The sequence below is a fragment of the Stenotrophomonas sp. INTA L402-1 genome, assembly GCF_059295135.1.
This window is the reverse complement of sequence record NZ_JCAFWP010000011.1, coordinates 1-26516: the sequence shown is the minus strand read 5'-3', so window position 1 is coordinate 26516 and position 26516 is coordinate 1. Positions and strand designations below refer to the sequence as shown.

The 26516-nt window shown below is 66.7% G+C and carries 24 protein-coding genes and 4 tRNA genes; 20 read left to right on the top strand and 8 right to left on the bottom strand.

The features are described 5' to 3' along the window. Positions 1 to 163: 163 nt before the first annotated feature. The 4 genes from AC5O77_RS08545 to AC5O77_RS08530 all read left to right on the top strand — a co-directional run bounded on the left by AC5O77_RS08545 (position 164) and on the right by AC5O77_RS08530 (position 4283). Positions 164 to 820, top strand: coding sequence for a hypothetical protein (locus AC5O77_RS08545; protein ID WP_478057617.1), 657 nt, complete (start codon positions 164 to 166; stop codon positions 818 to 820). After that, a complete protein-coding gene (locus AC5O77_RS08540; RefSeq protein ID WP_012510131.1) occupies positions 817 to 1152 on the top strand; it encodes a transcriptional regulator in 336 nt (111 codons plus the stop codon). The genes AC5O77_RS08545 and AC5O77_RS08540 overlap by 4 nt, the downstream gene beginning before the upstream one ends. A 1-nt stretch (position 1153) precedes the next feature. Beyond that, positions 1154 to 2176 carry a M23 family metallopeptidase gene (locus AC5O77_RS08535; RefSeq protein ID WP_494506673.1) on the top strand — a complete coding sequence of 341 codons (1023 nt, stop codon included), beginning with the start codon at positions 1154 to 1156 and terminating at the stop codon, positions 2174 to 2176. Between the two features lie 367 nt (positions 2177 to 2543). Beyond that, positions 2544 to 4283: a S8 family peptidase gene (locus AC5O77_RS08530; protein WP_004144921.1), complete on the top strand. Its 1740-nt coding sequence runs from the start codon at positions 2544 to 2546 to the stop codon at positions 4281 to 4283. 120 nt (positions 4284 to 4403) lie between these two features. On the opposite strand, the gene AC5O77_RS08525 is transcribed toward AC5O77_RS08530, so the two are convergent. From AC5O77_RS08525 to wrbA, 3 genes are all read right to left on the bottom strand, one after another. Next, the gene (locus AC5O77_RS08525) at positions 4404 to 4889 is read right to left on the bottom strand and encodes an asparaginase domain-containing protein (RefSeq protein WP_032130424.1); all 486 of its coding nucleotides are present in this window, start codon (positions 4887 to 4889) and stop codon (positions 4404 to 4406) included. Positions 4890 to 4968: 79 nt separating this feature from the next. Further along, on the bottom strand, positions 4969 to 5304 hold the full coding sequence (locus tag AC5O77_RS08520) for a DUF2069 domain-containing protein (protein ID WP_049422884.1): 336 nt from the start codon (positions 5302 to 5304) through the stop codon (positions 4969 to 4971). After that, on the bottom strand, positions 5301 to 5894 hold the full coding sequence (gene wrbA, locus AC5O77_RS08515) for an NAD(P)H:quinone oxidoreductase (protein ID WP_012510135.1): 594 nt from the start codon (positions 5892 to 5894) through the stop codon (positions 5301 to 5303). The genes AC5O77_RS08520 and wrbA overlap by 4 nt, the downstream gene beginning before the upstream one ends. Positions 5895 to 5971: 77 nt before the next feature. Here wrbA and AC5O77_RS08510 point away from each other — a divergent pair, with 77 nt between their 5' ends. Both AC5O77_RS08510 and AC5O77_RS08505 read left to right on the top strand, forming a co-directional pair. Next, the gene (locus tag AC5O77_RS08510; RefSeq protein ID WP_032130426.1) at positions 5972 to 7246 is read left to right on the top strand and encodes a YihY family inner membrane protein; all 1275 of its coding nucleotides are present in this window, start codon (positions 5972 to 5974) and stop codon (positions 7244 to 7246) included. After that, positions 7243 to 7812 (top strand): TlpA family protein disulfide reductase, encoded by a 570-nt coding sequence (locus AC5O77_RS08505; RefSeq protein WP_121504922.1) that lies wholly within the window; start codon positions 7243 to 7245, stop codon positions 7810 to 7812. Before AC5O77_RS08510 ends, AC5O77_RS08505 begins: the two co-directional genes overlap by 4 nt. A 216-nt stretch (positions 7813 to 8028) precedes the next feature. On the opposite strand, the gene ppk2 is transcribed toward AC5O77_RS08505, so the two are convergent. The 4 genes from ppk2 to hemA are packed head-to-tail and all read right to left on the bottom strand — an operon-like array spanning position 8029 to position 12913. Next, entirely contained in the window at positions 8029 to 8811 is a 783-nt protein-coding gene (ppk2, locus tag AC5O77_RS08500; RefSeq protein ID WP_032130438.1) for a polyphosphate kinase 2, read from the bottom strand. 46 nt (positions 8812 to 8857) lie between these two features. Further along, positions 8858 to 10564 (bottom strand): O-linked N-acetylglucosamine transferase, SPINDLY family protein, encoded by a 1707-nt coding sequence (locus AC5O77_RS08495; protein WP_494506672.1) that lies wholly within the window; start codon positions 10562 to 10564, stop codon positions 8858 to 8860. Positions 10565 to 10569: 5 nt separating this feature from the next. Beyond that, a complete protein-coding gene (gene prfA / locus AC5O77_RS08490) occupies positions 10570 to 11652 on the bottom strand; it encodes a peptide chain release factor 1 (RefSeq protein ID WP_010481754.1) in 1083 nt (360 codons plus the stop codon). Beyond that, entirely contained in the window at positions 11630 to 12913 is a 1284-nt protein-coding gene (hemA, locus tag AC5O77_RS08485) for a glutamyl-tRNA reductase (protein ID WP_010481752.1), read from the bottom strand. Before hemA ends, prfA begins: the two co-directional genes overlap by 23 nt. Positions 12914 to 12976: 63 nt before the next feature. Here hemA and AC5O77_RS08480 point away from each other — a divergent pair, with 63 nt between their 5' ends. The 8 genes from AC5O77_RS08480 (at position 12977) to ychF (ending at position 19968) form a co-directional block, all read left to right on the top strand. Further along, positions 12977 to 14662: a tetratricopeptide repeat protein gene (locus tag AC5O77_RS08480; RefSeq protein ID WP_183080233.1), complete on the top strand. Its 1686-nt coding sequence runs from the start codon at positions 12977 to 12979 to the stop codon at positions 14660 to 14662. Further along, entirely contained in the window at positions 14659 to 15318 is a 660-nt protein-coding gene (gene lolB / locus AC5O77_RS08475) for a lipoprotein insertase outer membrane protein LolB (protein ID WP_478057610.1), read from the top strand. The genes AC5O77_RS08480 and lolB overlap by 4 nt, the downstream gene beginning before the upstream one ends. Continuing rightward, the gene (gene ispE / locus AC5O77_RS08470) at positions 15315 to 16184 is read left to right on the top strand and encodes a 4-(cytidine 5'-diphospho)-2-C-methyl-D-erythritol kinase (RefSeq protein WP_494506671.1); all 870 of its coding nucleotides are present in this window, start codon (positions 15315 to 15317) and stop codon (positions 16182 to 16184) included. The genes lolB and ispE overlap by 4 nt, the downstream gene beginning before the upstream one ends. A gap of 11 nt (positions 16185 to 16195) precedes the next feature. Continuing rightward, positions 16196 to 16272 (top strand) — tRNA-Gln (locus AC5O77_RS08465). A gap of 139 nt (positions 16273 to 16411) precedes the next feature. Beyond that, the gene (locus tag AC5O77_RS08460; protein WP_005415400.1) at positions 16412 to 17371 is read left to right on the top strand and encodes a ribose-phosphate diphosphokinase; all 960 of its coding nucleotides are present in this window, start codon (positions 16412 to 16414) and stop codon (positions 17369 to 17371) included. 110 nt (positions 17372 to 17481) lie between these two features. Further along, a complete protein-coding gene (locus AC5O77_RS08455; protein ID WP_014036085.1) occupies positions 17482 to 18099 on the top strand; it encodes a 50S ribosomal protein L25/general stress protein Ctc in 618 nt (205 codons plus the stop codon). Positions 18100 to 18147: 48 nt separating this feature from the next. Then, positions 18148 to 18726: an aminoacyl-tRNA hydrolase gene (gene pth / locus AC5O77_RS08450; protein WP_032130433.1), complete on the top strand. Its 579-nt coding sequence runs from the start codon at positions 18148 to 18150 to the stop codon at positions 18724 to 18726. A 150-nt stretch (positions 18727 to 18876) separates the two neighbouring features. Then, a complete protein-coding gene (gene ychF / locus AC5O77_RS08445; protein WP_478057608.1) occupies positions 18877 to 19968 on the top strand; it encodes a redox-regulated ATPase YchF in 1092 nt (363 codons plus the stop codon). Positions 19969 to 20557: 589 nt separating this feature from the next. Here the strand turns inward: ychF and AC5O77_RS08440 are convergent. Continuing rightward, a complete protein-coding gene (locus tag AC5O77_RS08440) occupies positions 20558 to 23290 on the bottom strand; it encodes a TonB-dependent receptor plug domain-containing protein (RefSeq protein ID WP_478057607.1) in 2733 nt (910 codons plus the stop codon). A 170-nt stretch (positions 23291 to 23460) separates the two neighbouring features. On the opposite strand from AC5O77_RS08440, the gene AC5O77_RS08435 reads away from it, so the two are divergent. The 6 genes from AC5O77_RS08435 to AC5O77_RS08410 all read left to right on the top strand — a co-directional run. Then, complete coding sequence (locus AC5O77_RS08435) at positions 23461 to 24480, top strand: cyanophycinase (RefSeq protein ID WP_478057606.1); 1020 nt, start codon at positions 23461 to 23463, stop codon at positions 24478 to 24480. 105 nt (positions 24481 to 24585) lie between these two features. Then, entirely contained in the window at positions 24586 to 25602 is a 1017-nt protein-coding gene (locus tag AC5O77_RS08430) for an isoaspartyl peptidase/L-asparaginase family protein (RefSeq protein WP_478057605.1), read from the top strand. A 137-nt stretch (positions 25603 to 25739) separates the two neighbouring features. After that, positions 25740 to 25825 (top strand) — tRNA-Tyr (locus AC5O77_RS08425). Positions 25826 to 25849: 24 nt separating this feature from the next. Further along, a tRNA-Gly gene (locus tag AC5O77_RS08420) sits at positions 25850 to 25923 on the top strand. A 49-nt stretch (positions 25924 to 25972) separates the two neighbouring features. Continuing rightward, positions 25973 to 26048: transfer RNA gene (locus tag AC5O77_RS08415), tRNA-Thr, on the top strand. A 41-nt stretch (positions 26049 to 26089) separates the two neighbouring features. Beyond that, positions 26090 to 26516 (top strand): GTP-binding protein (locus AC5O77_RS08410; RefSeq protein ID WP_172711931.1); only part of this gene is annotated, 427 nt, incomplete at its 3' end.

Genomic DNA, 26516 nt, shown 5'->3' with positions numbered 1-26516 from the left:
GAACCGGTAGCGCCGGGCCATGCCCGGCGGCGCTTCTTGAAAGCCCGTCCCAGTGACGGGCTTTCTGCGTTGTGGGCCCGCCCGTCGACCGCAGCAGGCGGGCGCTTGACGCAAATAGGTTTGCGATGCAAACTAAATTCAAGCGACCCCGATGGAGCGTGTCATGCAGCAGCCGTCCGTCATTGATCCTTCCTCGCGCCTGCAGGCGCTGACCCGTGAATATTCGCGGTACTCGCGAAGTGCCGGGGGCCTGTCGGCGATGGCAGGCGGCATTGCCTGCCTGGCCTCGTTCCTTACCGGCGCGCTGCTGCCGACCACCCTGGCGCTGCGCATCGTGCTGATTGCCGTGCCGGTGCTGTGGATCGTCGGCAAGCAATGGCTGGCACGCCGTTACTACCAGCGGCTGGGCCAGGTCGAGGAGCAGGTCACGCCGGTCGAGCGCAATTTCCAGCGCTTCTTCATTGCCTTCACCGCGCTGGTAAGCGTGCTGGTGATCGGCAGCGTGCTGACCCGGCTGGCGCCGATGGGCGAGCTGCCCTGGGACCTGCGCGCCATCGGTTACCTGGCCGTGGTAGCGCTGCTGCCCTGGGTGGTGTGGCGCTGGCTGCGTACACCGCTGGAGTTCATCGTGGGCGTGTTCCTGTTGTGCCAGGCCGCGCTGGCCTTCACCGGGCAGACGTATGGCTTCGGCCCGAGCACGGCGGTGTTCCCGCTGGCATCCATCGCACTGATCGTGGTCGGCTGGCGTGACCACCAGCGCTTCCACCGGCTGCAGGTAGAGATGCGCGCGTTCATGGCGGCGCGGACGAACGCCGAATGACCCAGCTGCCTGACTCCAGAGCGCTGCTCCAGCTCGACCGCTTGATCCACGAGCCGGCACGCCTGCTGATCCTGTCGATCCTGGCAGGTGCCGAATCGGCCGAGTTCGGCTTTGTCGAACATCTCAGCGGGTTGAGCAAGGGCAACCTCTCCAGCCATCTGAGCAAGCTTGAAGCGGCAGGGCTGGTCGCAATCGACAAGTCGTTCCGCGGCAAGCGCCCATTGACCACCCTGCAGTTGACGCCGATGGGCCGCACTGCCCTGGCCGAGTACCGCACGCAGCTGGCGGCGATCGTTGCCGGCATTCCCGATCCGGATCGAAAGGACGCCTGACATGACATTGCTCCCGCGCCTGTTTGCAGTTCTGGTTGTTTCCTTCTCTGCCCTCATCGGCGCGGCCGCGGCCGCAGATCCGCGCCAACAGGGAGCTGCGCTGACCACGCAGTTCTACGAAGGGCACATCGACGCCCTGTGGGAACGGATGACGCCGCAGATGCAGGCGGGGCTGCAGTCCCCGCAGAACCTGGTGGCGCTGCGCGAGCAGGTGCTGGCGGGCTGGGGCGCAGAAACCGAGCTGGTCAGTGAGAAGGTCGAGAAGGTTGATGGATTCGACACCTATCTGCGGCAGGCGCGCTTCGCCAGGAGCCCGGACCTGATCCAGGTGCTGTGGGCCATCGATGCCGACGGGCGGATTGGCGGCTTCTACATCCGCCCGCTACAGACCACGCCGCCGCAGGCCGCAGCGAGCGGGTTCCTCGACTACCAGACCCGCACACGGCTGCAACTGCCGTTCGATGATGAGTACTTCGTGTTCTGGGGCGGGCGTACCGTCGAACAGAACTACCATGCGGCGCATGCCGGCCAGCGCTTCGCGCTGGATCTGCTGGTGGTCCGCGATGGCCGCTCGCACCGTGGCGATGGCCTGCGCAACGATGATTACTACTGCTTCGGTCGCCCGATCCTCGCGCCCGCCGACGGCACGGTGGTGGAGGTGATCGAGGGTGTCGCCGACAACGTGCCGGGCCAGATGAATGCCGCCCAGCTCACCGGCAACCGCGTCATCGTCGACCACGGCAACGAGGAATACTCGGTGCTGGCGCACCTGCGCCAGGGCAGTGTGCGTGTGGCGCAGGGACAGGCTGTCCGCAGCGGCGCGCATCTCGGTGACTGCGGCAACAGCGGCAACTCCTCCCAACCGCACCTGCACTACCAGCTGCAGGCCGGGCCCGTGTTCGGTGTCGGCGAAGCGCTGCCGGCACAGTTCTCCGGTTATGTGGCCGATGACCAGCCAGTTGCACGCGGCGAGCCGGTCAAAGGTCAGCGGATCCGGCCAGCGGGCGTTCCGCGGGCCAAGTAGTCAGCGCGTCCGACGCGGCGGGCAGGTGCGCCGTGCGGTCGTCGGTGTGAGCCGTGGACGCCGATGTCGGCAAAGTCATCGCAGGACACGTGATGACCCAGTCAGGTGCGTGCAGGGCAGGAGAAAGTTCCTTCACCTTCACAAACCCTCGACCCAAAAAGTCTCAGAACGAACATTTCATCTTGCTGAAAAGACGCTGAAAATCTTGTGGTGTCCGGTTTTGGTCATTAGCGTCATCTGCACGGCGGATCGTTAGGGGGATCCGCTGGCTCGCCGGACTTCGAACCTCGCCAACGCAAGCCAGCCCAGGGTTCGGGCCGGTGCTTCTGCCGATTCCGGCATTCACACCACAAGAAAGGGAAATACGATGTCCCAGGTAACGCAACCGCGTGTGCGTCGAGTGTGGGTGGTCCTTGGTGCGTCCGTTCTGTCATCGCTGCTGCTGGCCACGCCTGCGCTGGCCGGTGATGTCCAGCTCAGCGGCCTGCAGTCCGCACAGACCCACCAGCGTTTCATCGTGAAGTACCGCGACGGCAGCGCGCCGGTGGCCAACACCACCGCACTGGCCTCTTCGCTGAAGAGCGCCGCCGCCGGCCTGGCCAGCAGCCAGGGCCGCGCGCTGGGCCTGCAGCAGGTCCGCAAGCTGGCCGTCGGCCCGACCCTGGTCAAGACCGATCGTCCGCTCGACCAGGCCGAATCCGAGCAGCTGATGCGCAAGCTGGCCGCCGACCCGAACGTGGAATACGTTGAAGTCGACCAGATCATGCGTGCCACGCTGACCCCGAACGACACCCGCTTCAGCGAGCAATGGGGCTTCGGCACCTCCAATGCCGGCATCAACATCCGGCCGGCCTGGGACAAGGCCACCGGCACCGGCGTCGTGGTCGCTGTGATCGATACCGGCATCACCAACCATGCCGATCTCAACGCCAACATCCTGCCCGGCTATGACTTCATCAGCGACGCGGCGATGGCGCGCGACGGCAACGGCCGCGACAACAACCCGAACGATGAAGGCGACTGGTACGGCGACAACGAGTGCCAGGCGGGCTACCCGGGTTCGAACTCCAGCTGGCACGGTACCCACGTGGCCGGCACGGTAGCGGCGGTGACCAACAACAGCACCGGCGTGGCAGGTACTGCGTTCAACGCCAAGGTCGTGCCGGTGCGCGTGCTCGGCAAGTGCGGCGGTTACACCTCCGACATTGCCGACGCGATCGTGTGGGCGTCCGGCGGCAGCGTCAGCGGCGTGCCGGCCAATGCCAATCCGGCCGAGGTCATCAACCTCTCGCTGGGCGGCGGCGGCAGCTGCTCGACCACCTACCAGAACGCGATCAATGGCGCTGTCGGGCGTGGCACCACCGTGGTGGTCGCCGCCGGCAACAGCAACACCAACGTGTCCTCGTCGGTGCCGGCCAACTGCCCGAACGTGATCGCAGTGGCGGCCACCACCTCGGCCGGTGCGCGTGCCAGCTTCTCCAACTATGGCAACGGCATCGACATCTCGGCACCGGGCCAGGGCATCCTGTCCACCCTCAACAGCGGCACCACCACCCCGGGCAGTGCCAGCTACGCTTCGTACAACGGCACCTCGATGGCGGCACCGCACGTGGCCGGCGTGGTCGCGCTGATGCAGTCCGTAGCCCCGAGCCCGCTGAGCCCGGCGCAGGTGGAGAGCATCATCAAGAGCACTGCACGTCCGCTGCCGGGCGCCTGCTCGGGCGGCTGCGGCGCCGGCATCATCGACGCCGACGCGGCCGTGGCTGCGGCGATCAACGGTGGCGGCCCGAACCCGGGTGGCAACGTGCTGCAGAACAACGTTCCGGTCACCGGCCTCGGCGCTGCCAGCGGCGCTTCGCTGAGTTACACCGTGAACGTTCCGGCCGGCAGCACCCAGCTGCGCGTGGCGATCAGTGGCGGCAGCGGTGATGCCGACCTGTACGTGCGCCAGGGCAGTGCCCCGACCGATACCGCCTACACCTGCCGCCCGTACCTGAGCGGCAACAGCGAGACCTGCACCATCAACAGTCCGGCTGCCGGCACGTGGTATGTGCGGGTGAAGGCCTACAGCACCTTCTCGGGCCTGACTCTCAACGCCCAGTACTGAGCCCAAGCCCCTCTCCATGGGCACGCCCCGGCTCCGGCCGGGGCGTTTTTGCATGGGGACGCGCGGTGATACGAGCCGCCGCGTCGTGGTGGGTGCCGACCTTGGTCGGCACGCTGTTCCTCACACCGATTCGAAGCGGTTCGCGGCCACGTTCTTGCGCACGTGCTGCGGGTCGAAAATCCGCCCGTTCATCGCGATGTACACGCCGCTCGGCAGCGACTGCACCGCACCGATCGCGCAGCCGATGTTGAACTCCGCATCCGAGCCGCGGAAACGCGCCGGGCTCAGCGCGCCGGTCATCACGATGGTCTTGTCCGGGATCGTCGCCAGCACCTGGCCGGTCTGCACCATCGAATCGGTGCCGTGGGTCACCAGCACGTGGCGGGTCGGCTGCGCGGCGATGGTGGCGCGGATCAGTTCGCGGTCCTCATCGTTGATGTGCAGCGAATCCTTGCGCAGGATCGGAATCACGTTGAAGCGGAACGTCACGCCCAGCTCGCGCAGGATCATGCCGATCTGGGGGTCGCCGATCTGGTAGTCCGACTTGTCGTCGAAGTAGATCTTGTCGATCGTGCCACCGGTGGTGACGACCAGGAGCTCTTCCATCATGTGCATGCGCGAAACCAGGACAGGTACAGCGGCGCGGGGCCAGGAACACAGATGATACGGCCCGGCGGGCGCAGCGTCAGCGTCGCTTGCCGAAGCGGGCGCGCAGCCCGGGGAGGCTGGCGCTGAAGATCACCAGCAGGGCCAGCGCGATCTCGATCAGCGCCAGCCAGCGTGTTTCCGGGTGGCTCCAGGCACTCATCACCCCGTGGCTGAACCAGCCCAGGGCCAGCACCGAGGCCCAGAAACCGGCCTTGCGCCAGCCCAGTCGCAGGGCAACGGCCAACGCCAGCGGCGGCGCGGTGAACACCAGCTGGGTGGCCAGCCAGTGCTTGTCATTGATGAACCAGCCGGCGAACAGCGCGGCCAGCCCCATCAGGGCCAGCAGCAGGGCCGTGCGCGGCGCGGCGCTCATCGGGCCAACCGCTGCGCGATGTCGGCCACCCGGCGGCCCAGCGCGCGCGCCAGCACGGCTTCATCGTCGGTCGGCTGCGGGTCGTCGGCTGCACCGGCCACATGGCTGGCGCCATACGGCGTGCCGCCACTGGTGGTGTGGCTCAGCGCCGGCTCGGTGAACGGGATGCCGACGATCACGCAGCCATGGTGCAGCAGCGGCACCTGCATCGACAGCAGGGTCGATTCCTGGCCGCCATGCATCGAGGCGGTGGAGGTGAACACGCCGGCCGGCTTGCCGGAGAGGGTGCCGTTGACCCATTCGGCGCCCAGCCCGTCGAGGAAGTGCTTGACCGGCGCCGCCATGTTGCCGAAGCGGGTGGGGCTGCCAAGCAGCAGGCCCTGGCATTCGACCAGGTCCTGCACGCTCACGTAGGGGGCACCATCGTCGGGGACCGGAGGTTGTGCGGTCTGGGTCACGGCGGCCACCGGCGGCACTGTGCGCAGGCGCGCGGTCATGCCCGGCACTTCGCCGATGCCCCGCGCGATCTGGCGCGCCAGCCGTGCCACTGAACCGCCCCGGCTGTAGTACAGCACCAGAATCTCGCCCATCGTGCCCGCTTCTCCTCGTCGTGTGGCCACCAGTATGGCTATCCTGCGAGCATTCCGCATCGGGTACCCTTTCGCCGATGGAACCTTTGGATACGCTCAACCTGTGGATGGAGCGCGCGCGGGATCGCGCACGGGCCATCAGTTTCGGCCGCTTCCTGTGGCATCGCTTCCTCGACGACCGCCTGTTCCAGGCGGCGGCGGCGCTCGCGTACACCACGGTGTTCGCGCTGGTGCCGCTGGCCATCGTGGTGTTCGGCGTGCTCTCGGCCTTCCCTGTCTTCGACCGCTGGAGCGACCAGCTCAGCGATTACGTCTTCTCCAACTTCGTGCCCAACGCCGCGCGTGCGGCCGAAGGCTACCTGCGGCAGTTCTCGGCCAGTGCCGGCCAGCTCACGGCTGCCGGCTTCATCGCACTGGTGGTCTCGTTGCTGATCACCCTCAACAGCGTTGAAGAGACCTTCAACCAGATCTGGCGGGTCGGCTCGACCCGGCCCAAGCTGACCCGCTTCCTGGTCTACTGGACCGTGCTGACCCTGGGCGCAATGCTCGCTGCCGCTTCGCTGGCGGTGTCGGCGCGGGTGTTCGCGATGCCACTGTTCGGCACCCAGGAGGGCCGCTGGCTGGCCGAGTTCGCGCTGCGGCTGGCGCCGATCCTGATCGAGTTCGTCTGCATCACGCTGATGTTCCGGGTGGTGCCGCACCACACCGTGAAATGGCGGCACGCGGTGCCCGGCGCGATTCTCGCGGCGGTCATCCTGGAACTGGTGAAGTGGGGCATCGGCGCCTACCTGGGCAGCTTCCAGTCCTACCAGAAGCTCTACGGCACGGTCGCCTTCGTGCCGATCCTGCTGCTGTGGATCTACCTGTGCTGGGTGGCGGTGCTGCTGGGCGCGTCGCTGTCCTCGTCGATGGCCGCCTTCCGCTACCAGCCGGTGGAACTGCGCCTGCCGCAGGGCTACGAGTTCTATGGCCTGCTGCGCCTGCTCGGCCGCTTCCACCATGCCCGAGCCAAGGGCAAGGGCCTGGCCGATGATGAAATCCTGCGGCTGGAGCCGATGCTGACCGATTCGCTGCTGCAGGACCTGGCCTGCAACCTGCAGGAGATCGGCCTGCTGCGCCGCGATGAACGTGGCGAATGGCTGCTCTCGCGCGACCTGGACCAGGTCAGCCTGGCCGATCTGTACGAATGTACCCAGTTGCGCATTCCGGTAGCCGAGCAGCATCTGCCATACCGCGACGACACACTGGGCCGTGCTGCGCTGGCGGCACTGGACGATCTGCGACTGCCCCTGCGCGAACGCCTCAAGCGCAAGGTCAGCGATATCTACACCGATTCCGGAGACATGCCATGACCCGCAAGACCCCGTTGCTGCTCCCGCTGGCCCTGTTGCTGGCGCTGTCGGCCTGCAAACCGGCCCAGGAGCCGACCCCCGCCAGCAGCCAGCCGCCAGCACAGGCACCGACGCCGACCACACCGGCACCGGTCGAAGAGACCCCGGCCGAGCGCACCACTGCCGAGTTCCCGACGCTGAGGATGAAGGCGGTGGATGGCAGCGACTACGACCTGGCCGCGCACCGCGGCAAGTGGGTGATCGTGAATTTCTGGGCGACCTGGTGTGCCCCGTGCCGCAAGGAGATGCCGGAGCTGTCGGCCCTGCATGCGATGCGTAGCAACATCGAGGTGGTTGGCTTGGCCTATGAGGATATCGAGGTGCCGGAGATGCAGTCGTTCCTGACCAAGCACCCGGTGACCTATCCGATCGTGATCGTGGACCCGTTCGATCCGCCGGCGGACTTCGCCACGCCGCGAGGCCTGCCGTTGACGCATCTGCTGGATCCGCAGGGCAAGCTGGCGCACACCTTCCTCGGCCCAGTGACGGCCGCCGACATCGAAAAGCAGATCGCCAGCGCAAAGTAGTGGGTTGGTCGGCAGGGCCTGCGGCCCTGCACCCGTGGAGGCCAGAGCAACAGCAACGGCAACAGCCGAAGCAAAGGCGGGTCTCCTGAGGGATGGCGGGGTGGGGCCGGTTGCGGCGTCCCCGCACTCCGACACCGCCCCACCACCCCACGGAATACCCGCTGTTGCTGTTGCTCTGGCCTCTGCAGGTGCAGGGCGCAGCCCTGCCGACCCACCCTAATCTTCGACCGGGAACTCCTCGATCGGCTTCAGTACATCGTAGTGCTCGCGATGCAGCTTGCCCTTCAGCTTCGGCAGCTCCGGCAACGGCGCATCCACCCGCGTGTCCGGCAACCGGTCCAGCAGGTTGCGCACCAGCGTCAGCCGGCCCAACCGCTGGTCGTTGAAATCCACCAGCGTCCACGGTGCCGCCTCGCGATGCGTCGCGCGCAGCATCGCCTCGCGGGCCTCGGTGTAGGCGCTGTACTTGCTGCGGGATTTCAGGTCCACCGGGGAGAGCTTCCAGCCCTTCAGCGGATCGAGGTGGCGCTCGGCGAAGCGTTTTTCCTGCTGTTCCTGATCCACGCACAGCCAGTACTTGAACAGCAGGATGCCGTCGTCCACCAGCAGTTGCTCGAATACCGGCGCCTGATGCAGGAACTGCTGGTACTCGGTTTCGCTGCAGTAGCCCATCACCCGCTCCACGCCGGCACGGTTGTACCAGCTGCGGTCCATCAGCACGATCTCGCCGGCGGCCGGAAGGTGCGAGGCGTAGCGCTGGAAATACCACTGCGTGGCTTCGCGGTCGGTCGGCTTGGGCAGTGCCACCACCCGGCATTGACGCGGGTTGAGGTGCTGGCTGATGGCCTGGATCGCGCCGCCTTTGCCTGCGGTATCTCGGCCTTCGAACAGCACCAGCAGGCGTTGCCCGCTGTGCTGCACCCAGCGCGCCATCGCGGTCAGTTCCAGCTGCAGCGGCAGCAGCAATTCGTCGTAGTCCTTGCGCTTGAGCTTGGCCATCATCACACCACGCGGGGAGGGAGCCCGAGCGTAGCGCAGGGATCGCTCAGGCGATGTCGAGGCCCTGCCAGCCATGCTCGCCGGCCAGTCGCTGCAGCAGCGCCGACAGGTCGCGGGCGAAGCTGGCCATGTCGAACAATCCACTGCGCTCGCGTGCCTGCGCCAGCTCGGCGTGCAACGCTGCCAGTGCTGCCGGGTCGTTGCCCAGCACGCTGGCGGTGGCGATGAATGCCGCATCGTCGGCGACATTCATCCGTGCCAGCCCCAGATGGTGATTGAGGCTGCCGGCCACGCGCGCGGCGAAGGTGTCGCCCGGGCAGGTCAGTACCGGGCAGCCGGCCCACAGCGCATCGGAGGCGGTGGTGTGTGCGTTGTACGGATGCGTGTCGAGGAACAGGTCGGCCAGCGGATAGCGAGCCAGGTACTGCGGATGTGGCAGCTTGGCCATGAACACCAGGCGGGCCGGGTCCAGGCCGGCAGCCTGCGCGGCGGTGCGCAGGCGGGCGTCGGCCTGGCCGGGACCGGACAGCAGCCACAGCACGCTGCCGGGCACCGCCTGCAGCACCGCGAAGGCGCGGCCCATGCTGCGTGGATTGAGCTTGTAGCTGTTGTTGAAGCAGCAGAACACCACGCCCTGTTCGGGCAGGCCGCACTCGGCCCGGGACGGTGCCGGTTCGAGCAAGCGGGTGTTGTCCGAGGGCTGGAACGCACGCGGCAGGCGCAGTACGCGCTCGCTGTAGTGGGCTTCCAGTGACGGCGGCAGAACGAAGCTGTCGCCGATCACCGCATCCATCCACGGCGCACCGGACGTGCCGGGATAGGCCAGCCAGTTCAACTGCAGCGGGGCAGGGCGCATCGCCAGCACTTCCGGCGTACCGCCGCCGCCCCAGCCGCGCAGGTCGAACAGCAGGTCGATGCCCTGTGCGCGGATGCGTGCAGCAGTGTCTGCATGGCGCAGCGCGGCCACATCATGCAGCTGCGTGGCCACCTGCAGGCGCTGGCGGATGCGGCTGCCGTCATCGTGGTTCAACGCGAACAGGTGCAGCTGCAACGCCGGGTCACGACGCAACTGCTCGAACAGGGCCACGGTCAACAATCCGGTGGGATGGGCGCCGAAACCATTGGAAAGGAAGCCGACCCGCAGCGGGCCCTGGGAACGCACCTTCACTGGCGGCAACGGCCGCACTGAAGTGGCAACGGCGGATGCACGGGCACGCGCGCAGGCCAACTGCTCGGCTGCGCTGGCATCTTCGCTGAGGAACGCGAACGGTTCGACCACGCCCTGCCCAGAGGCAAGTGCACCACGTACCTGTACCGCCAGCGCGTCCACGTCCTGCCAGTCGCACAGGCGACGCTGCCAGGCCAGGCGCTGGGCGGCGATATAGGGTTCGCCCGGCATCAGTGCATGCGCACGGCGATAGGCTGCCGCCGCGCCTTCGGCATCATCGGCATCTTCCAGCGCATGGCCCAGCCACAGGGCAATGCCCGGGTGCTGCGGGGCCAACGCCGAGGCCTGGCCGAGCAGTTTCGCCGCATCGGCATGCGCGCCGGCCATCCAGGCCACGCGGCCCAGCCGCGCCAGCGCTTCAGGGTGGTTCGGGCGCAGCTGCAGTGCACGGCGCGCGGCCTGCTCGCCGGCGGCGATGTCGCCGGCTTCCAGTTCCAGGTCCGCCAGCATCACCCAGGCGACGAAGTCGCCCGGCTGGCGTGCAATCGCCTGTTGCAGGTGCTGCCGCTGCTGCCAGGCCGACATGCGACTCAGCCCGCCGACAACTGGGCCAGGGCGTCGACCTGGTGCTCGTGGCTGAGCCGCTGCAGCAGCGGGTCGAGGTCGCCGGCCAGCACGTTGGGCAGGTCGTACAGGGTCAGGCCTTCCACGCGATGGTCGGTGATCCGGCCCTGCGGGAAGTTGTAGGTGCGGATGCGCTGGCTGCGGTCACCGCTGCCCACCTGCAGGCGCCGCGACTCGGCCTGCGCCGCGTCCTGGCGCTGGCGCTCGGCATCGAGCAGCTGTGCCTTCAGGCGCTTCATCGCCTTGTCGCGGTTGGCGTGCTGGCTGCGCTCGGTCTGGCATTCCACCACCACGCCGGTCGGCACGTGGGTGATGCGGATGGCCGATTCGGTCTTGTTGACGTGCTGGCCGCCGGCACCGGACGAACGGAACGTATCCACCTTCAGGTCGGCCGGGTTGATGACGATGTCATCGACCTCATCGGCCTCGGGAATGATCGCCACGGTGGCCGCCGAGGTATGGATGCGGCCCTGCGATTCGGTGGCCGGCACGCGCTGCACGCGGTGCGTGCCCGATTCGAACTTCAGGCGCGAGAACGCGCCACGCCCGACCACGCGCGCTACCACTTCCTTGTAGCCGCCATGCTCGCCCGGGCTGTCCGATTCGATCTCGACCTTCCAGCCCTGGCGCTCGGCGTAGCGGGCGTACATGCGGAACAGGTCGCCGGCAAAGATCGCGGCCTCGTCGCCGCCGGTACCGGCGCGCACTTCCAGGAACAGGTTGCCTTCGTCACGCGGGTCGCGCGGCACCAGCAGCAGCGCCAGCTCCTGCTCCAGTTCCTGCAGGCGCGCCTGTGCAGCAGCGATTTCCTCATCGGCCAGCTCGCGCAGGTCCGGGTCGGCGCGCATGCCTTCGGCGGCGGCCAGATCGGCCTTGGCACGGGCTTCATCGGCCAGGGCGATGGCGATCGGTTCAAGTTGGGCGAATTCGCGCGAAAGGTCGCGGAAACGAGTGTTGTCGGCGACCACATCGGGTTCGGCGAGCAGGCGTTCCAGTTCTTCGCGGCGCTCGGCCAGCGCTTCCAGCTTACGGCGCAGGGTCGGCGTCATCGGGTCTCACGGGTGGGTGGCGGTAACCCGGCGTGGCCGGGAACAGGCGCTCGGCGGCGCGGGTCAGGTCGGCATCGCCACTCAGCGCGGCCGCACGCAGGGCGGCGGTCGGCGGATGCAGCAGGCGGTTGGTCAGGCCGTGGGCAAGCAGCTCCAGCACTTCGTCGGCCGGCTTGCCGTTGGCCAGTTGCTGGCGTGCGCGCTCCAGCAGCTCGGCACGGGTGGCTTCGCCGAACGCGCGCAGCTGCCGCAGCGGCGCCTGGTGGGCGCTGGCCTGCTGGGTCTCGACGAAGCGCGACACCTGCAGGTCGATGATCGCCTCGGCTTCGGCGGCGGCCTCGCGACGGCCACGGCGGTTGTCTTCCACCGCGCGTTCGAGATCGTCCACGGTGTAGAGGAAGGCGTCGTTGAGCGTGCCGACCTCGGCCTCGATGTCGCGCGGTACGGCCAGGTCGAACAGCAGCATCGGCTTGTGCCGGCGCGCGCGCAGGGCCTTGGCCACCATTTCGCGATGGATCACCGGTTCGCGCGCAGCGGTGGCCGAGAACACCACGTCGGCCTCACCCAGGTGGCGGTCCAGTTCGGTCAGCGGCAGCGCCACGCCACCATGTCGGCTGGCCAGTTCCTGCGCGTGGGCGAGGGTGCGGTTGGCGATCAGCAGCCGGCGTACCTTGCCTTCGCTCAGGTGCCGTGCAGCCAGTTCGATGGTCTCGCCAGCACCGACCAGCAGTACGGTGGAATCGTCCAGCCGCGCGAACGCGTTCTGCGCCAGGCGCACCGCAGCCGACGCCACCGATACCGGGTTGGCGCCGACCTGGGTATCGGTGCGCGCACGCTTGGCCACCGAGAAGGTCTGCTGGAACAGGCGGTCCAGGCGTTGGCCGAGCAGGCCATGGTCGCGCGCGGTCGACCAGGCATCCTTCACCTGGCCGAGGATCTGCGGTTCACCCAGCACCATCGAGTCCAGCCCGGTGGCGACCCGGAACAGGTGGCGCACGGCCTCGGCGTCGGCGTGCTGGTACAGGTAGCCCTGCAGGTCGCCGGCCTGGGTGTGCAGCCACTGGTCCAGCGCCTGTGCCGAATCGGCCACGGCGTACAGCTCGGTGCGGTTGCAGGTGGACAGCAGCACCGCCTCGGCGATCTGCGGGGTATCGCGCAGCGAACCGAGCGCGCGCGGCAATGCCTCACCGGCGAAGGCCGCGCGTTCGCGCAGCTCCACCGGTGCGGTCTGGTGATTCAGTCCGAGCACCCACAGGGTCATTGTTCAGTTGCTTGCGATAAGCTGCTGGCCATTGGACGACATTTTAAGGCCCCGATGCCGACGATGCCCGCATTGATTCGCATCCCCAGTGTTCTGCTGCTGTCCCTGGCCTGCAGCCAGGCCCTGGCGGCGGTGCCGGCCAAGGCCCCCGTGCGGGCCGCGGCCACTGAGGAACTGGCGCTGGAACCGGTGATGGCCGGTGAGTTCGCCCTGCAGGCCGGCAAGCTGGCCGAGGCCGCGCGCTGGTACCTGCAGGCGGCCCAGCAGACCGACGGCGACGCTGGCCTGGCCGAGCGCGCGACCCGCATTTCCATGCTCGCCAACGATGATGCCAGCGCCGCCAAGGGCCTAGCCCTGTGGCAGCAGCGCGCCCCGCGTTCGTTGACCATGCGCAGTGCGGCCGGTGCACTGGCCATGCGCCAGGGCGATGTGAAGGCGGCCCGCACCGAACTGCAGGGCCTGCTGGCCGACCCCGACGAGCGCGGCTGGAAGTTCGCCCTGGCCGCACTGATCGGTGGCGGCCGTGATCCAGCGGTGCCCGCGCAGGTGCTGGGTGAGCTGGTCGACGCCAATGCCATTCCGCCGAAGATCGAAGCCTGGCAGGAGTTTGGCCGCCTTGCCCTGCGCATGGAAAAGCCCGAGCTGGCCCGGCGCATGATCGATGAAGTGGTCAAGCGCTTCCCGGAAGAGCCACGTGTGGCGCTGCTGCGTGCCAGCCAGCTGCAACAAGCGGGCGAGACCGGCAAGGCGTTGTCGCTGCTGCACGATGTGGAGCCGAAGACCCGCCAGGACCCGGAACTGCGCAATGCGGTGGCCATTGCCTATGACAGTCTCGGCCAGCCGTCCGCCGCCGAGCGCGTGCTGGCGTTCGGCCCGCAGGACGTGCAGACCTGGGGCATGCGCGCCTCGCTGCTGGCCAAGCAGGGCGACAAGGCCGCGCTGTCCAATCTCTACAACGAACTGTCGCGGCAGGCGGCCAAGCCGGACCCGGCGCAGCGCCTGCTGCTGGGCAAGATCGCCGAGTACCTGAAGCGTTATCCCGAGGCGGTGCAGTGGTACCACAGCGTGCCCGGTGGCGATGAGCTGAGCGAAGCGCGCCTGCGCGCGGCCAATGCCCAGGCCCTGGCCGGGCGTCTGCCGCTGGCGCTGGAAGAAGTGCATGCGATCCAGTCCGATGCGGTGGTCGACGACGACGTGCGCCGCGACGCCTACCTGCTGGAAGCCGAACTGCGCCAGCGCGCCGACGACAGCGCCGGTGAACTGGATGCGCTGGCCCGCGGCCTGGCCGCTTACCCGGATGACAACGGCCTGCTGTACGCCCGAGCGCTCACCTGGGAACGCCGCGACGACATCCCGCGCGCCGAGGCCGATCTGCGCAAGATCCTGGTGACCGAGCCGGAGAACGTGCCGGCTTTGAACGCGCTGGGTTACACCCTGGCCGATCGCACCGGCCGCCTGCAGGAAGCACTGGAGCTGATCGACCGCGCCCGCGTGGCCGAACCGGACAACGCCGCCATCGTCGACAGCTATGGCTGGGTGCTGTATCGCCTGGGCCGCAAGGAAGAGGCACTGGTGCAGCTGCGCCGGGCCTGGACCCTGGCCAAGGACCCGGAGATCGCTTCGCACGTTGGCGAAGTGCTGTGGGTGCTGGGCAAGCACGATGAGGCCCGTCATTTCTTCGAGGAAGCGGCCAAGCTCGACCCTGAAAACCGCGCGCTGCTGCGCGCCCGCGAGAAATTCAATCCATGAGTGTTTCCCTGATCCGGCCGCTGCTGTTGGCGGCCGCGACCCTGGCGGTCAGCGCCTGCACCAGCGTCGGCACGCAGAAGACCCCGGCGCCGGCGGTGGTAGAGATCGTGTCCGCCGAAGCCGCGCAGGCCGAGGCCGCGCGCGTGGCCGCGCTGCAGGCACAGCCGGACTGGGCCTTCCAGGGTCGGGTCGCGGTCAGCAAGGGCAAGGATGGCGGCAGTGGCCGCATCGACTGGAAGCAGGACGGCCGCCGCTACGTGGTCGAACTGAGCGCGCCGGTGACCCGGCAGAGCTGGAAGCTGACCGGCGATACCCATTCCGAAGCCGGCCGCCTGGAAGGGTTGGCCGGTGGCCCGCGTGACGGCGAGGACGCCCAGCAGCTGCTGTTGGAGGCGACCGGCTGGGACATTCCGGTCAACCAACTGCCGGAGTGGATCCGCGGGCTGGTGGCCGGCGACGCCGCCGGCCCTGAGACGGTCGAGCGCGACGGTGAAGGCCGACCGCGCCGCATGCAACAGATGGGCTGGCAGGTGCAGTACCTGGACTGGTACCCGGCCGAGGCCGGGCGCCCGGCCGTGCCGCGCCGGATCGAGGCCAGCAATGGTGACGCCAAGGTGCGCCTGCTGGTGGACCAGTGGGGGCAGGGCACGCCATGAGCGGGGCAGCCGATGACGCGGGCTGGTCCTGGTGGCCGGCCCCGGCCAAGCTGAACCTGTTCCTGCACATCACCGGCCGCCGGGCCGACGGCTACCACGAGCTGCAGACCGTGTTCCGCCTGCTGGACTGGGGGGACCGCATCGGCCTGCGCCTGCGTGAAGACGGCCAGGTGCGTCGGCAGGGCGAGGGCCTGGCCGGCGTGGCCGAGGCCGATGACCTGGCGGTGCGCGCCGCGCGATTGCTCAAAGATGTGGCAAATGTCACGCAAGGTGCGGATATCATCGTTGAAAAGCATGTATCTGCCGGTGGCGGCTTCGGCGGCGGTTCGTCCGATGCCGCCACCGTGCTGGTGGTGCTGAACCGCCTGTGGCGGGCCGGTCTGGACGAGGACGCGCTTGCCGCGCTGGGCCTGCGCCTGGGGGCGGACGTGCCGGTGTTCGTGCGCGGGCGCAATGCCTGGGCCGAAGGGGTGGGCGAGCGCCTGCAGCCGATCGCGCTGGAACCGGCCTGGTATGTGGTGGTTGAACCGGGCGTTCATGTTCCCACCCCGGCCCTGTTCGCAGACCCGGATTTGACGCGCGACAGCCCAGTGGCGAAAATAGAGGACTTCGCTTCCGGAACCTTGGTCGGGAACGCGTTCGAACCGGTGCTGCGCCGCCGTGAGCCTGCCGTCGAGGCAGCGTTCGCAGCGTTGAGCGACATCGGCACGGCGCGGCTGACCGGTTCGGGAAGTGGTTGTTTCGTCGAGTTCGCATCGCAGTCTGCCGCAGAGCAGGGACGGTCGAAGTTGCCGAAGGAGTTGCGGGCAAGGGTGGCAGCGGGCGTTGCGCGTTCGCCACTGCTGGATGCACTCGAGCAACACTGATTTATCAATGCAGGGGCGTCGCCAAGAGGCCCAAGGCACCAGGTTTTGATCCTGGCATTCGTAGGTTCGAATCCTACCGCCCCTGCCAATAGCGGCTGTGTCCGCGCCTTCCAGCGCATCGCCTGCGCGGGACGTGGAAACAACCGCGGTGTTGTCAGCAGCAAGGGTCCATCGGGTCCTTGCCGACTCCGGATCCCCGCCACTCGTCCCCGCCCGAGACAATCATGATGCAAGAGTCCCCGAACCTGCTGGTCTTTTCCGGCAACGCCAACAAACGTCTGGCGCAGAACATCTGCAAGGAACTGGGGGTTCGCCCGGGCAAGGCGCTGGTCTCGCACTTCTCCGATGGTGAAGTGCAGGTGGAAATCGAAGAGAACGTCCGCAAGCAGGACGTGTTCGTGATCCAGCCGACCTGCGCGCCGAGCGCGGAAAACCTGATGGAACTGCTGGTGCTGATCGACGCGCTCAAGCGCGCATCGGTGGCCAGCGTGACCGCCGTGGTGCCGTACTTCGGCTACTCTCGCCAGGATCGCCGCATGCGTTCCTCGCGCGTGCCGATCACCGCCAAGCTGGCGGCGAAGATGTTCAGCACCGCTGGCGCTGATCGCGTGCTGACCGTCGACCTGCACGCCGACCAGATCCAGGGCTTCTTCGATATTCCGGTGGACAACGTGTATGCGTCCCCGCTGCTGCTGGCCGACATCTGGCGCGCCTACGGCACCGAGAACCTGATCGTTGTGTCGCCGGACGTGGGCGGCGTGGTCCGCGCCCGTGCGGTCGCCAAGCGCCTGGATGACGCCGATCTGGCGATCATCGACAAGCGCCGCCCGCGCGCCAACGTCTCCACCGTGATGAACATCATCGGTGACGTCGAAGGCAAGACCTGCGTGATGGTCGATGACATCGTCGATACCGCCGGCACCCTGTGCGCCGCTGCCGCTGCCCTGAAGGCGCGCGGTGCGCTCAAGGTCGCCGCCTACTGCACCCATGCGGTGCTGTCGGGCCCGGCGGTGGACAACATCACCAATTCCCAGCTCGACGAGCTGGTGGTGACCGACACCATCCCGCTGAAGGACGCAGCGCGGGTGTGCAGCAAGATCCGCCAGCTGAGCGTGGCGGAAATGCTGGCCGAAACGATGCGCCGCATCGCCTTCGGCGAGTCGGTCAGCTCGCTGTACGTCGACTGAGTTTTTCGTCCCTGCCGGCAACGGCGGGGACATACCCCGGGTGCTTCTGGTCGCGGAAGCATCTTCAACCGCCACGCCGCAAGGCGCGGCAACAACCTGAGTAGTCGAAAATGTCGAAGACCCATGAAATCAAGGTCACCAAGCGTGAACTGCAGCGTAAGGGTGCGAGCCGCCGCCTGCGTCACGCTGGTGTGATCCCGGCCATCGTGTACGGCGGCAACGCCGAGCCGGTCGCCATCAGCCTGGACCACAACGAAATCTGGCTGGCCCAGCAGAACGAGTGGTTCTATGCCTCGATCCTGGACCTGAACCTGGACGGCCAGGTGCAGAAGGTCCTGCTGCGTGACATGCAGCGCCATCCGTACAAGCAGCTGATCATGCACCTGGACTTCCAGCGCGTGAACGAGAACGAAGCCCTGACCGCTTCGGTCCCGCTGCACTTCATCAACGAAGACACCTCGCCGGCCGGCAAGGCTGCCGACGTCGTGGTCACCCACGAACTGAAGGAAGTGACCATCACCTGCCTGCCGAAGGACCTGCCGGAGTCGATCGAAGTCGACCTGGGCGAGCTGAAGGCCGGTGACGTGGTGTACCTGTCCAACATCAAGCTGCCGAAGGGCGTGGAAATCCCGGCCCTGGCGCTGGGCAAGGACCACGACGACGCCATCGTCACCGCCAAGGCCGGCAAGGCCGACGCGGCTGACGAAGAAGCGGCTGCCGCCGAGTAATACCGCTACGGTGCCTGCCTCCGGGCAGGCACCGTATTGGAAGGGACCATGGCAGGACTGCGACTGATCGTCGGTCTGGGCAACCCCGGATCGGAACACGCCCGGACCCGGCACAATGCCGGGTTTCATTTCGTTGAGGCCCTGGCGGAAAAAGCCGGTGCACGATGGAATGTGGACAGCAAGCTGTTCGGTGAGACCGCCAAGGTCGAGATCGCCGGGCAGACGGTGTGGCTGCTCAAGCCCGCCACCTTCATGAACCTCAGCGGCAAGTCGGTCACCGCCGCACAGCGGTTCTGGAAGATCGAGCCGGAAGAAACCCTGCTGGCCCACGACGAACTGGACCTGGCGCCCGGCGTGGCGCGGCTGAAGTTCGACGGTGGCCACGGTGGCCAGAACGGCCTGCGCGACACCATCCGCCTGCTCGGCCACGGAAAGTTCCACCGCCTGCGCGTGGGCATCGGCCATCCCGGCCACAAGGACCGCGTGGTGGGTTGGGTGCTGGGACGCCCTTCCAAGGACGATGAAGTACTGATTTCGCGCGCCATCGACGATGCCATCGATGTGATGCCGCTGGCAGTGCAGGGCGATTTCAGCGAAGCGATGAAGCGGCTGCACACCCCGAAATAAGCGGTAGGTACCGACCGCTGGTCGGCAACGGGCATCAACCGGCCCGGTAGTTGCCAACCTTGGTTGGCAGATGTTGAACGCCGAGATGGATTGGCCAAGCAGCGCGCGCGCTGTTTCACCAATCACTTTCACCCCAGAGAGTTGTCACCCATGGGTATCAAATGCGGCATCGTCGGCCTGCCCAACGTCGGCAAGTCGACCCTGTTCAATGCGCTGACCAAGGCGGGTATCGCCGCGGCGAACTTCCCGTTCTGCACCATCGAGCCGAACGTCGGCATCGTGCCTGTGCCGGATCCGCGCCTGAACGAGCTGGCAGCGATCATCAACCCGCAGAAGGTCATCCCGACCGCGGTCGAATTCGTCGACATCGCCGGCCTGGTGGCCGGTGCCGCCAGCGGTGAAGGCCTGGGCAACAAGTTCCTGGCGCACATCCGTGAAGTCGATGCGATCACCCACGTGGTGCGCTGCTTCGAGAACGCCGACGTCATCCACGTCAACAACAAGGTCGACCCGATCTCGGACATCGAAACCATCGATACCGAGCTGGCGCTGGCCGACCTGGACAGCGTCGAGAAGGCGCTGAACCGTGCCGAGCGTGCGGCCAAGGGTGGTGACAAGGACGCCGCGGCGCGCAAGCCGGTGCTGGCCAAGCTGCAGGCGGCGCTGTCCGACGGCAAGTCCGGCCGTTCGGTGGGCCTGGACGAGGAAGAGAAGGCGCTGGTGCGCGATCTGTTCCTGCTGACCCTGAAGCCGGTGATGTACATCGCCAACGTGCTGGAAGACGGTTTCGACAACAACCCGCACCTGGAAGCCGTGCGTGCGCATGCTGCCGCCGAAGGCGCGCAGGTGGTGCCGGTGTCGGCCGCGATCGAAGAAGAGCTGTCCCAGCTCGACGACGAAGACCGCGATACTTTCCTGGCCGACCTGGGTCTGAGCGAGCCGGGCCTGAACCGCGTGATCAACGCGGCCTACAGCCTGCTCGGCCTGCAGACCTACTTCACCGCCGGCGTGAAGGAAGTCCGCGCTTGGACCGTGCGCAAGGGCGCCACCGCCCCGCAGGCTGCCGCGGTCATCCACACCGACTTCGAGAAGGGCTTCATCCGCGCTGAAACCATCGCGTATGACGACTTCATCAAGTACAAGGGCGAAGTCGGCGCCAAGGAAGCCGGTCGCCTGCGCCTGGAAGGCAAGGAATACCGCGTGCAGGAAGGCGACGTGCTGCACTTCCGCTTCAACGTCTGATCCAGCGGCATCGGATCGACCCAGGACGCCCCGCCTTGTGCGGGGCGTTCGCGTTTCTGGTGATGGACAAAAAAGCACCAGGCTGCGAAACGCTTGCGGTGCGACGTTTGCCGGCACTTGTCCACAGCAAACTCCCATCGCTTTCCACGCCGGATGTGGAAAACCGTGGGGGCGGATCCCTTTCCACGGGAAAGGGCTCCGACCCCGATCAGTGCAGTCGGACCGTGGACAGAATTTCACCACGCTTCGAAACGCCTGCGCTGCAATGCTCGCGCCCACTTGTCCACACCAAGTTCTCATCGCTCTCCACGTCCGGTGTGGAAAACAATCGAAGGGCATGGACAAAAAATCACCACGACCGGAAACGCCCGCGCTGCAAGCCTCGCGGCCACTTGTCCACACCAAGTTCCCATCGCTTTCCACGCGCGGTGTGGAAAACCCGCGTGGCCCGCTCTGGTAGTCGCCCACCTTGGTGGGCGCGTGGCAGATCAGTGCCCACCAAGGTGGGCATCTACCAGAGCCAGGTTCCCAAACAACAAGGCCCGCCAATGGCGGGCCCTGTCGTCCACGTTCTGCAATGCGGCGTGCCTTACAGCGCGCTGCCACCGAACTTGTGGGTGTACTGCAGGTTGATGGTGCGGCCGACGCTGTCGAACCAGGACACGTCGTAGTACGGATACGCGGTGTACGTGGCGTCCTTCGGCGGCATCTTGTTGAACACGTTGACCACCGACAGCGACAGGCGCGAGTGGTCGTCGAAGCGGTACTGCAGCGACGCGTTGTAGCGGTAGGTTGCCTTGATGTACGGGCTGTCACCGCTGTCCCACTTGAATACCTGGTCGTAGCTGTCCGAGGTCGGCAGCTTGCCCAGGCGCGAACCATAGACCGTGGCCGACCACGCGTCCTTCTCCCAGGTCACGCTCAGGCTGGTCTTGGTACGCGGGATGTCGAAGTTGCTGTTGACCGCGAACTGGTCCTGGATCGGATCACCGGGGTAGCGCTGGAAATCGTGCTTCTTCACCCAGGTGTGGGTGCCGTTGAGGATGAAGTCGCCGATGCCGGTCTGCAGGCGGTAGCGCAGGCCAATGTCGATGCCGGAGGTGGATTCGCGGGCGACGTTGATCGGGGCGACACGCACGCCGTACAGGCGGCCATCACTGGTGCGGGTGATGCGGTCGAGCGCGTCCACGCAGGTCGGCGAGTTGATGTCGGCACTGCCGAGGCGGCAGTTCGCTTCGCTGGCCAGGATCGTGCGCACGTCCATGTCCTGCACCTGCTTGCGCATGTCGATGTCGAACCAGTCCACCGACAGATCCAGGCCGATTGCCGGCGACCAGACGAAGCCGGCACTCCACGAGGTGCTGGTTTCCGGGTCGAGCTGGCGATTGCCGGTGCGGCTGCGGATGATGCTGACGTCTTCGTCGCATTCGGTCCCATTGGCGCGACAGTCGTACAGATCCACTATGTCAGTCTCGTCGTTGCCCGGGCCGGCGAACACGTAGTGCAGGTCCGGTGCGCGGAACGCGGTGCCATACGAACCGCGGACCAGAAGCGTGTCGATCGGGCGCCATTCCAGGCCGCCGCTCCAGGTTGCCTTGCCGATGGTGTGGCCGGAATAACGGTACTGGTCGTAGCGGCCGGCCACGCTCAGGTTGACCGTCTCGTGCAGCGGCATGCGCAGCTCCGCAGCGGTCGCCCAGCGGTTGCGCGAGCCCTTGCCGTCCGAATCCTTCCAGCTGTAGTAGTAGTACTCGGTCGCCAGCGGATCGGGGTTCAGCGAGTACGCCTGCTGGCCCACTTCCACGGTCGCGGCGAAGCCGGCATCACCGCCCGGCAGGCCGAACAGCGCGGAATTGGTCAGCGTTAACGCAGCCGTTTCGGTGCGCGACTTCGGGGTGTAGGTGGTGCGCGCCGCGATCGAATCGTACTCGGCGCGGGTCAGCGGCCGGTACAGGCGCGACGGGTCGGCGTTGTAGATCGGGAAGCCGTCGTCGTCCACGCCCAGCTGCGGGCCCAGGAACAGGTCATTGGCTTTGGCGGCGATGATCTGTGCCCAGCTGATCCGCGACTGGTACTGCGAATGGCTCAGGGCCGCTTCGTAGTCCCAGTTGCGGGCCAGGTTGCCCTTGAAGCCGGTGGTCACGCTGAAGGTCTTCTGCGTGCTGCGCACCATTGCATTGCGCAGGCCACCCATCTCCTCGGGCGAGAACTGGCGCTGCCAGAACTCGATCTCGCCGGTGGCCTGGTTGTTGAAATAGCCCGACTCATCGCCGTTGGCGTCCATGCGGCCCCACTTGGTGACGTCGCGCATCAGCGACATCGTGTGGTAGCCCAGCTGCACATCGGCGAACCACTGCTGGCCGTTGTCGAAGTCGTAGCTCAGCGAGGCGTAGCCATTGGCGCCGCGGCGCTTGCTGACGATGGTGCCGTAGCCGATCGAACTGTCGCTGCCGCAGTAGTAACCGTAGCGCGGGCGGTAGGCGCGGTAGGTGCTGCCCTGGTTCTGCCCGGCCAGCGCTTCGCAGGTGGCCGCGCCCGGATCCAGGTAGTCGTCGTTGTAGTCCGTGCGCAGGTAAGCGCGGCGTGCGATGCGTGAGCCCTCGGTGGGGCCGTCCTGGGTCGAATCCTGGATGTCGCGCTCGTACGCCCACAGCGGGGTCTGCGACTGCAGTTCAACGCTGTATACGGCGTTGAAGTTGCCACGGCTGAAGCCACTGGCCAGGCTCATGTCGAACGACTCGCCACCGCCTTCGCTGGTGGTGCCCATGCGCATGTCGACGGTGGTGCCGTCGGCCTTCTTCTTCAGGATGAAGTTGACCACGCCGGCGATCGCGTCCGAACCGTAGATGGCCGAGGCACTGCCGGTCAGCACTTCGATGCGCTCGATCATGCCCAGCGGGATGTTGGAGACGTCGGTGAAGTTGCTGCGGCCCTTGAACGGCATCGGGAAGTCGGCGATGCGGCGGCCATTGACCAGCACCAGCGTGTGGTTCGGGCCCAGCCCGCGCAGGTCCACCTGCTGGGCGCCCGGCGAGAAGTCGGCGCCGCTGGACGACTGCTGGCTCTGCGTCTCACCGCCGTTCTGGGTCATCGAGCGCAGCACGTCGGGCACGCTGGTGAAGCCGCTGGAGCGGATCTGCTCGGCGCTGATCACCGTGATCGGGGCGGGGCCTTCCACCTGGGCGCGCGGAATGCGCGAACCGGTGACCTGCACCGCATCCAGTTGTTGAACCGAAGAGGAAGCCGGTGCCTGGGCCGCCGCGGAAGCAGCCACGCCCATCAACGCCAGCTGGATCGACCACGCCATCGCCTTTCTACGCATGAGGAATTCTCGGAAATGAAGCCGGCCCGCAGAGGAGGGGCCCTGTCCCCCATTCAGATTTCCGGAATGGGCGCGCGCATTTAACGCCTTTTTCATGCCCTTGACTACTGGGTCCCTATCTGGCAAAGAGTGAAAACGCTTGCAAGTCGATTTTGTTCAGGGAGATCAAGATGCGACGCCTCCATTGCACCCTGCGTGCCCCCTTCGCCTGGCTGGCGCTGCTGGTGTTGGCCGTGCCGTTGGCCGCCCCTGCGCAGGACCTGCAGGGCCCGGGCTTCGCCTACTACGAAGCCGGGGATCTCGACGCACCCCGGCCCGGCCCGCGCGCGCCGGCCATGATGCTGATGGGCGGTGGCGAATGGGTGCCGGAGGCCTTTCACTGGTGGCTGAAGCAGGCCGGTAACGGCCGCGTGCTGATCCTGCGCGCTTCTGGCAGTGATGAGCTGCAGGACCGCCTGTATCGCGAGATTGGCGGGACCACCGCAGTGCAGACGCTGGTCTTCGACAGCCGCCGCGGTGCCGACGATCCGGCCGTGCTGCGCGTGGTCGCTGCGGCCGACGCCATCTTCATCGCCGGCGGCGACCAGTCACGCTACATCCGCTTCTGGAAGGGCACCGCACTCAACCTCGCACTCAATGCACATGTACGCGCCGGCAAGCCGATTGCCGGTACCAGCGCCGGACTGGCGATCCTCGGTGGCTATGCCTACGGCGCGATGGATGGTGGCAGCATCACCTCGGCCGGAGCCCTGGCCGATCCGATGGGCAGCGCAGTCACCCTGGACAGCGGATTCCTGCAGATGCCCTACCTGCAGCGCGTGGTCACCGACACCCATTTCGACAAGCGTGACCGGCTCGGTCGCCTGATCGTGTTCGTGGCACGCGCCGCGCAGGACAGTGGTGACCCGGACGTCGTCGGCATTGGCGTTGATGAGGACACCGCCCTGTGCGTGGAGCCCGATGGGCAGGCCCAGGTCTACAGCGCCGACGGCGAAGGCAAGGTCTGGGTGGTCAGCCCCGGCCGTGATGCCGACCGCCTGGTCGAGGGCGAACCATTGCGCTTCCATGCGGTGCCTGTAACGGTGGTCGCCAGCGGCAGCCGCATGCGCCTGGATGACTTCCAGGCCGAGGCCGATTACCAGGCGATGGCCGACGTCAGCGACGGCGAGATTGAGTTCACGCTTCGGTAGTGCCGGCCGCTGGCCGGCAACTCGCCTTCCCTGATGCGCCCCTTGCCGGCCAGCGGCCGGCACTACCCCGCAATCCATTCCCTCGTTCTGCTGGAGACGTACCCGATGAAACTGCGCCTGGCGCTGTCCGCGCTGCTGTCCCTGCCATTGCTTGCCCAGGCCGCACCGGCCACGTCGCCGCTGCTGGTCATCCATGGCGGCGCCGGCGTCGAGCGCAAGGACCTGTCGCCGGCCGAGGAAAAGGCCGCACGTGACGCGCTGCGGGCGGCCCTGTTGAAGGGGCATGCGGAGCTGGCGGCGGGTCGCCCCGCGTTGGCTGCAGTCACCGCTGCGATCACCGTGCTGGAGGACGATCCGACCTTCAACGCCGGCAAGGGCTCGGTGTTCACCCATGACGGCCACAACGAGCTGGATGCCGCGGTGATGGACGGCGCCACCCAGGCTGCTGGTGCGGTGGCCGGCGTGCAGCGGGTGCGCAACCCGATCCTGCTGGCGCAGACCGTGATGCAGAAATCCAGGCACGTGATGATGGTGGGGCAGGGCGCCGAAGCCTTCGCGGTCGAGCAGGGGATGTCTCTGGTCGATCCCTCCTACTTCCGTACGGAGAAGCGTTGGCAGCAGCTGCAGCGTGCACTGAAAGAAGAGGCCAGTGGCCAGGCGCATGCTGACCTGGAGACTGCAAAGCACTTCGGGACCGTCGGTGCAGTCGCATTGGATGCGCAGGGGCACCTGGCCGCCGGTACATCCACTGGTGGCATGACCAACAAGCGCTATGGCCGGGTGGGTGATTCGCCGATCATCGGTGCAGGCACCTGGGCCGATGCGCGCTGTGCGGTGTCCGGCACCGGCTGGGGCGAGTACTACATCCGCACCGCGGGCGCGCACGAGATCTGCGCACGCATGCGCTACCAGGGGCAGACGCCGGAACAGGCCGGCAAGGGCGTGATCAACGAGACGATTCCGCAGATGGGGGGTGACGGCGGTGCGATCGTGCTCGCTGCAGACGGAAAAATGGCCACGCCATTCAACACCCAGGGCATGTATCGGGGCTGGATCGGCGGCGACGGCGTCCCTCATGTCGCAATTTTCGCCAACGAGACCCTTGCGGTCCCGGGGCAATAACCTTGCGTATCAATGGGTTTGCGACAGCGTGTGAAAAAAGTGGAAAAAAGCGTTGACAGCCCCCCGTCCCATCAGCAGAATAAGCGGCTCACCACCACACACCGCAACGCTTCGGCGGCAACGGAATGGGGTGGTAAGGAGGGATACCCAAGCGGCCAACGGGGGCAGACTGTAAATCTGCTGGCTTACGCCTTCGGTGGTTCGAATCCACCTCCCTCCACCAGTTTCACGTTGTGACATTCCCGGCGCGGGGGTAGTTCAATGGTAGAACCTCAGCCTTCCAAGCTGATGGTGCGGGTTCGATTCCCGTCTCCCGCTCCATTGAATGAACTTTGAATATTATCGAGTTCATGTCATAATGCAAAACTCGGCTCACGTAGCTCAGTCGGTAGAGCACTTCCTTGGTAAGGAAGAGGTCGAAGGTTCGATTCCTTTCGTGAGCACCATCTTAAGCATCACCTCTCAGACGAATTCGAGATAAGCAGCCATGGCCAAGGGTAAGTTCGAGCGCACCAAGCCGCACGTCAATGTCGGCACCATCGGTCACGTCGACCACGGCAAGACCACGCTGACCGCCGCACTGACCAAGATCGGTGCCGAGCGCTTCGGTGGCGAGTTCAAGGACTACTCCTCGATCGACGCCGCGCCGGAAGAAAAGGCGCGTGGTATCACGATCTCGACCGCGCACGTCGAATACGAATCCCCGGTCCGTCACTACGCCCACGTCGATTGCCCGGGCCACGCTGACTACGTCAAGAACATGATCACCGGTGCCGCCCAGATGGATGGCGCGATCCTGGTGTGCTCGGCCGCTGACGGCCCGATGCCGCAGACCCGCGAGCACATCCTGCTGTCGCGTCAGGTCGGCGTGCCGTACATCGTCGTGTTCCTGAACAAGGCCGACATGGTTGACG

Excerpts from the sequence above, each read along its gene's own strand:
- AC5O77_RS08545 (WP_478057617.1), top strand. The coding sequence starts at position 164 with ATGCAGCAGCCGTCCGTCATTGATCCTTCCTCGCGCCTGCAGGCGCTG.
- AC5O77_RS08540 (WP_012510131.1), top strand. The coding sequence starts at position 817 with ATGACCCAGCTGCCTGACTCCAGAGCGCTGCTCCAGCTCGACCGCTTG.
- AC5O77_RS08535 (WP_494506673.1), top strand. The coding sequence starts at position 1,154 with ATGACATTGCTCCCGCGCCTGTTTGCAGTTCTGGTTGTTTCCTTCTCT.
- AC5O77_RS08530 (WP_004144921.1), top strand. The coding sequence starts at position 2,544 with ATGTCCCAGGTAACGCAACCGCGTGTGCGTCGAGTGTGGGTGGTCCTT.
- AC5O77_RS08525 (WP_032130424.1), bottom strand. The coding sequence starts at position 4,889 with ATGGAAGAGCTCCTGGTCGTCACCACCGGTGGCACGATCGACAAGATC.
- AC5O77_RS08520 (WP_049422884.1), bottom strand. The coding sequence starts at position 5,304 with ATGAGCGCCGCGCCGCGCACGGCCCTGCTGCTGGCCCTGATGGGGCTG.
- wrbA (WP_012510135.1), bottom strand. The coding sequence starts at position 5,894 with ATGGGCGAGATTCTGGTGCTGTACTACAGCCGGGGCGGTTCAGTGGCA.
- AC5O77_RS08510 (WP_032130426.1), top strand. The coding sequence starts at position 5,972 with ATGGAACCTTTGGATACGCTCAACCTGTGGATGGAGCGCGCGCGGGAT.
- AC5O77_RS08505 (WP_121504922.1), top strand. The coding sequence starts at position 7,243 with ATGACCCGCAAGACCCCGTTGCTGCTCCCGCTGGCCCTGTTGCTGGCG.
- ppk2 (WP_032130438.1), bottom strand. The coding sequence starts at position 8,811 with ATGGCCAAGCTCAAGCGCAAGGACTACGACGAATTGCTGCTGCCGCTG.
- AC5O77_RS08495 (WP_494506672.1), bottom strand. The coding sequence starts at position 10,564 with ATGTCGGCCTGGCAGCAGCGGCAGCACCTGCAACAGGCGATTGCACGC.
- prfA (WP_010481754.1), bottom strand. The coding sequence starts at position 11,652 with ATGACGCCGACCCTGCGCCGTAAGCTGGAAGCGCTGGCCGAGCGCCGC.
- hemA (WP_010481752.1), bottom strand. The coding sequence starts at position 12,913 with ATGACCCTGTGGGTGCTCGGACTGAATCACCAGACCGCACCGGTGGAG.
- AC5O77_RS08480 (WP_183080233.1), top strand. The coding sequence starts at position 12,977 with ATGCCCGCATTGATTCGCATCCCCAGTGTTCTGCTGCTGTCCCTGGCC.
- lolB (WP_478057610.1), top strand. The coding sequence starts at position 14,659 with ATGAGTGTTTCCCTGATCCGGCCGCTGCTGTTGGCGGCCGCGACCCTG.
- ispE (WP_494506671.1), top strand. The coding sequence starts at position 15,315 with ATGAGCGGGGCAGCCGATGACGCGGGCTGGTCCTGGTGGCCGGCCCCG.
- AC5O77_RS08460 (WP_005415400.1), top strand. The coding sequence starts at position 16,412 with ATGCAAGAGTCCCCGAACCTGCTGGTCTTTTCCGGCAACGCCAACAAA.
- AC5O77_RS08455 (WP_014036085.1), top strand. The coding sequence starts at position 17,482 with ATGTCGAAGACCCATGAAATCAAGGTCACCAAGCGTGAACTGCAGCGT.
- pth (WP_032130433.1), top strand. The coding sequence starts at position 18,148 with ATGGCAGGACTGCGACTGATCGTCGGTCTGGGCAACCCCGGATCGGAA.
- ychF (WP_478057608.1), top strand. The coding sequence starts at position 18,877 with ATGGGTATCAAATGCGGCATCGTCGGCCTGCCCAACGTCGGCAAGTCG.
- AC5O77_RS08440 (WP_478057607.1), bottom strand. The coding sequence starts at position 23,290 with ATGCGTAGAAAGGCGATGGCGTGGTCGATCCAGCTGGCGTTGATGGGC.
- AC5O77_RS08435 (WP_478057606.1), top strand. The coding sequence starts at position 23,461 with ATGCGACGCCTCCATTGCACCCTGCGTGCCCCCTTCGCCTGGCTGGCG.
- AC5O77_RS08430 (WP_478057605.1), top strand. The coding sequence starts at position 24,586 with ATGAAACTGCGCCTGGCGCTGTCCGCGCTGCTGTCCCTGCCATTGCTT.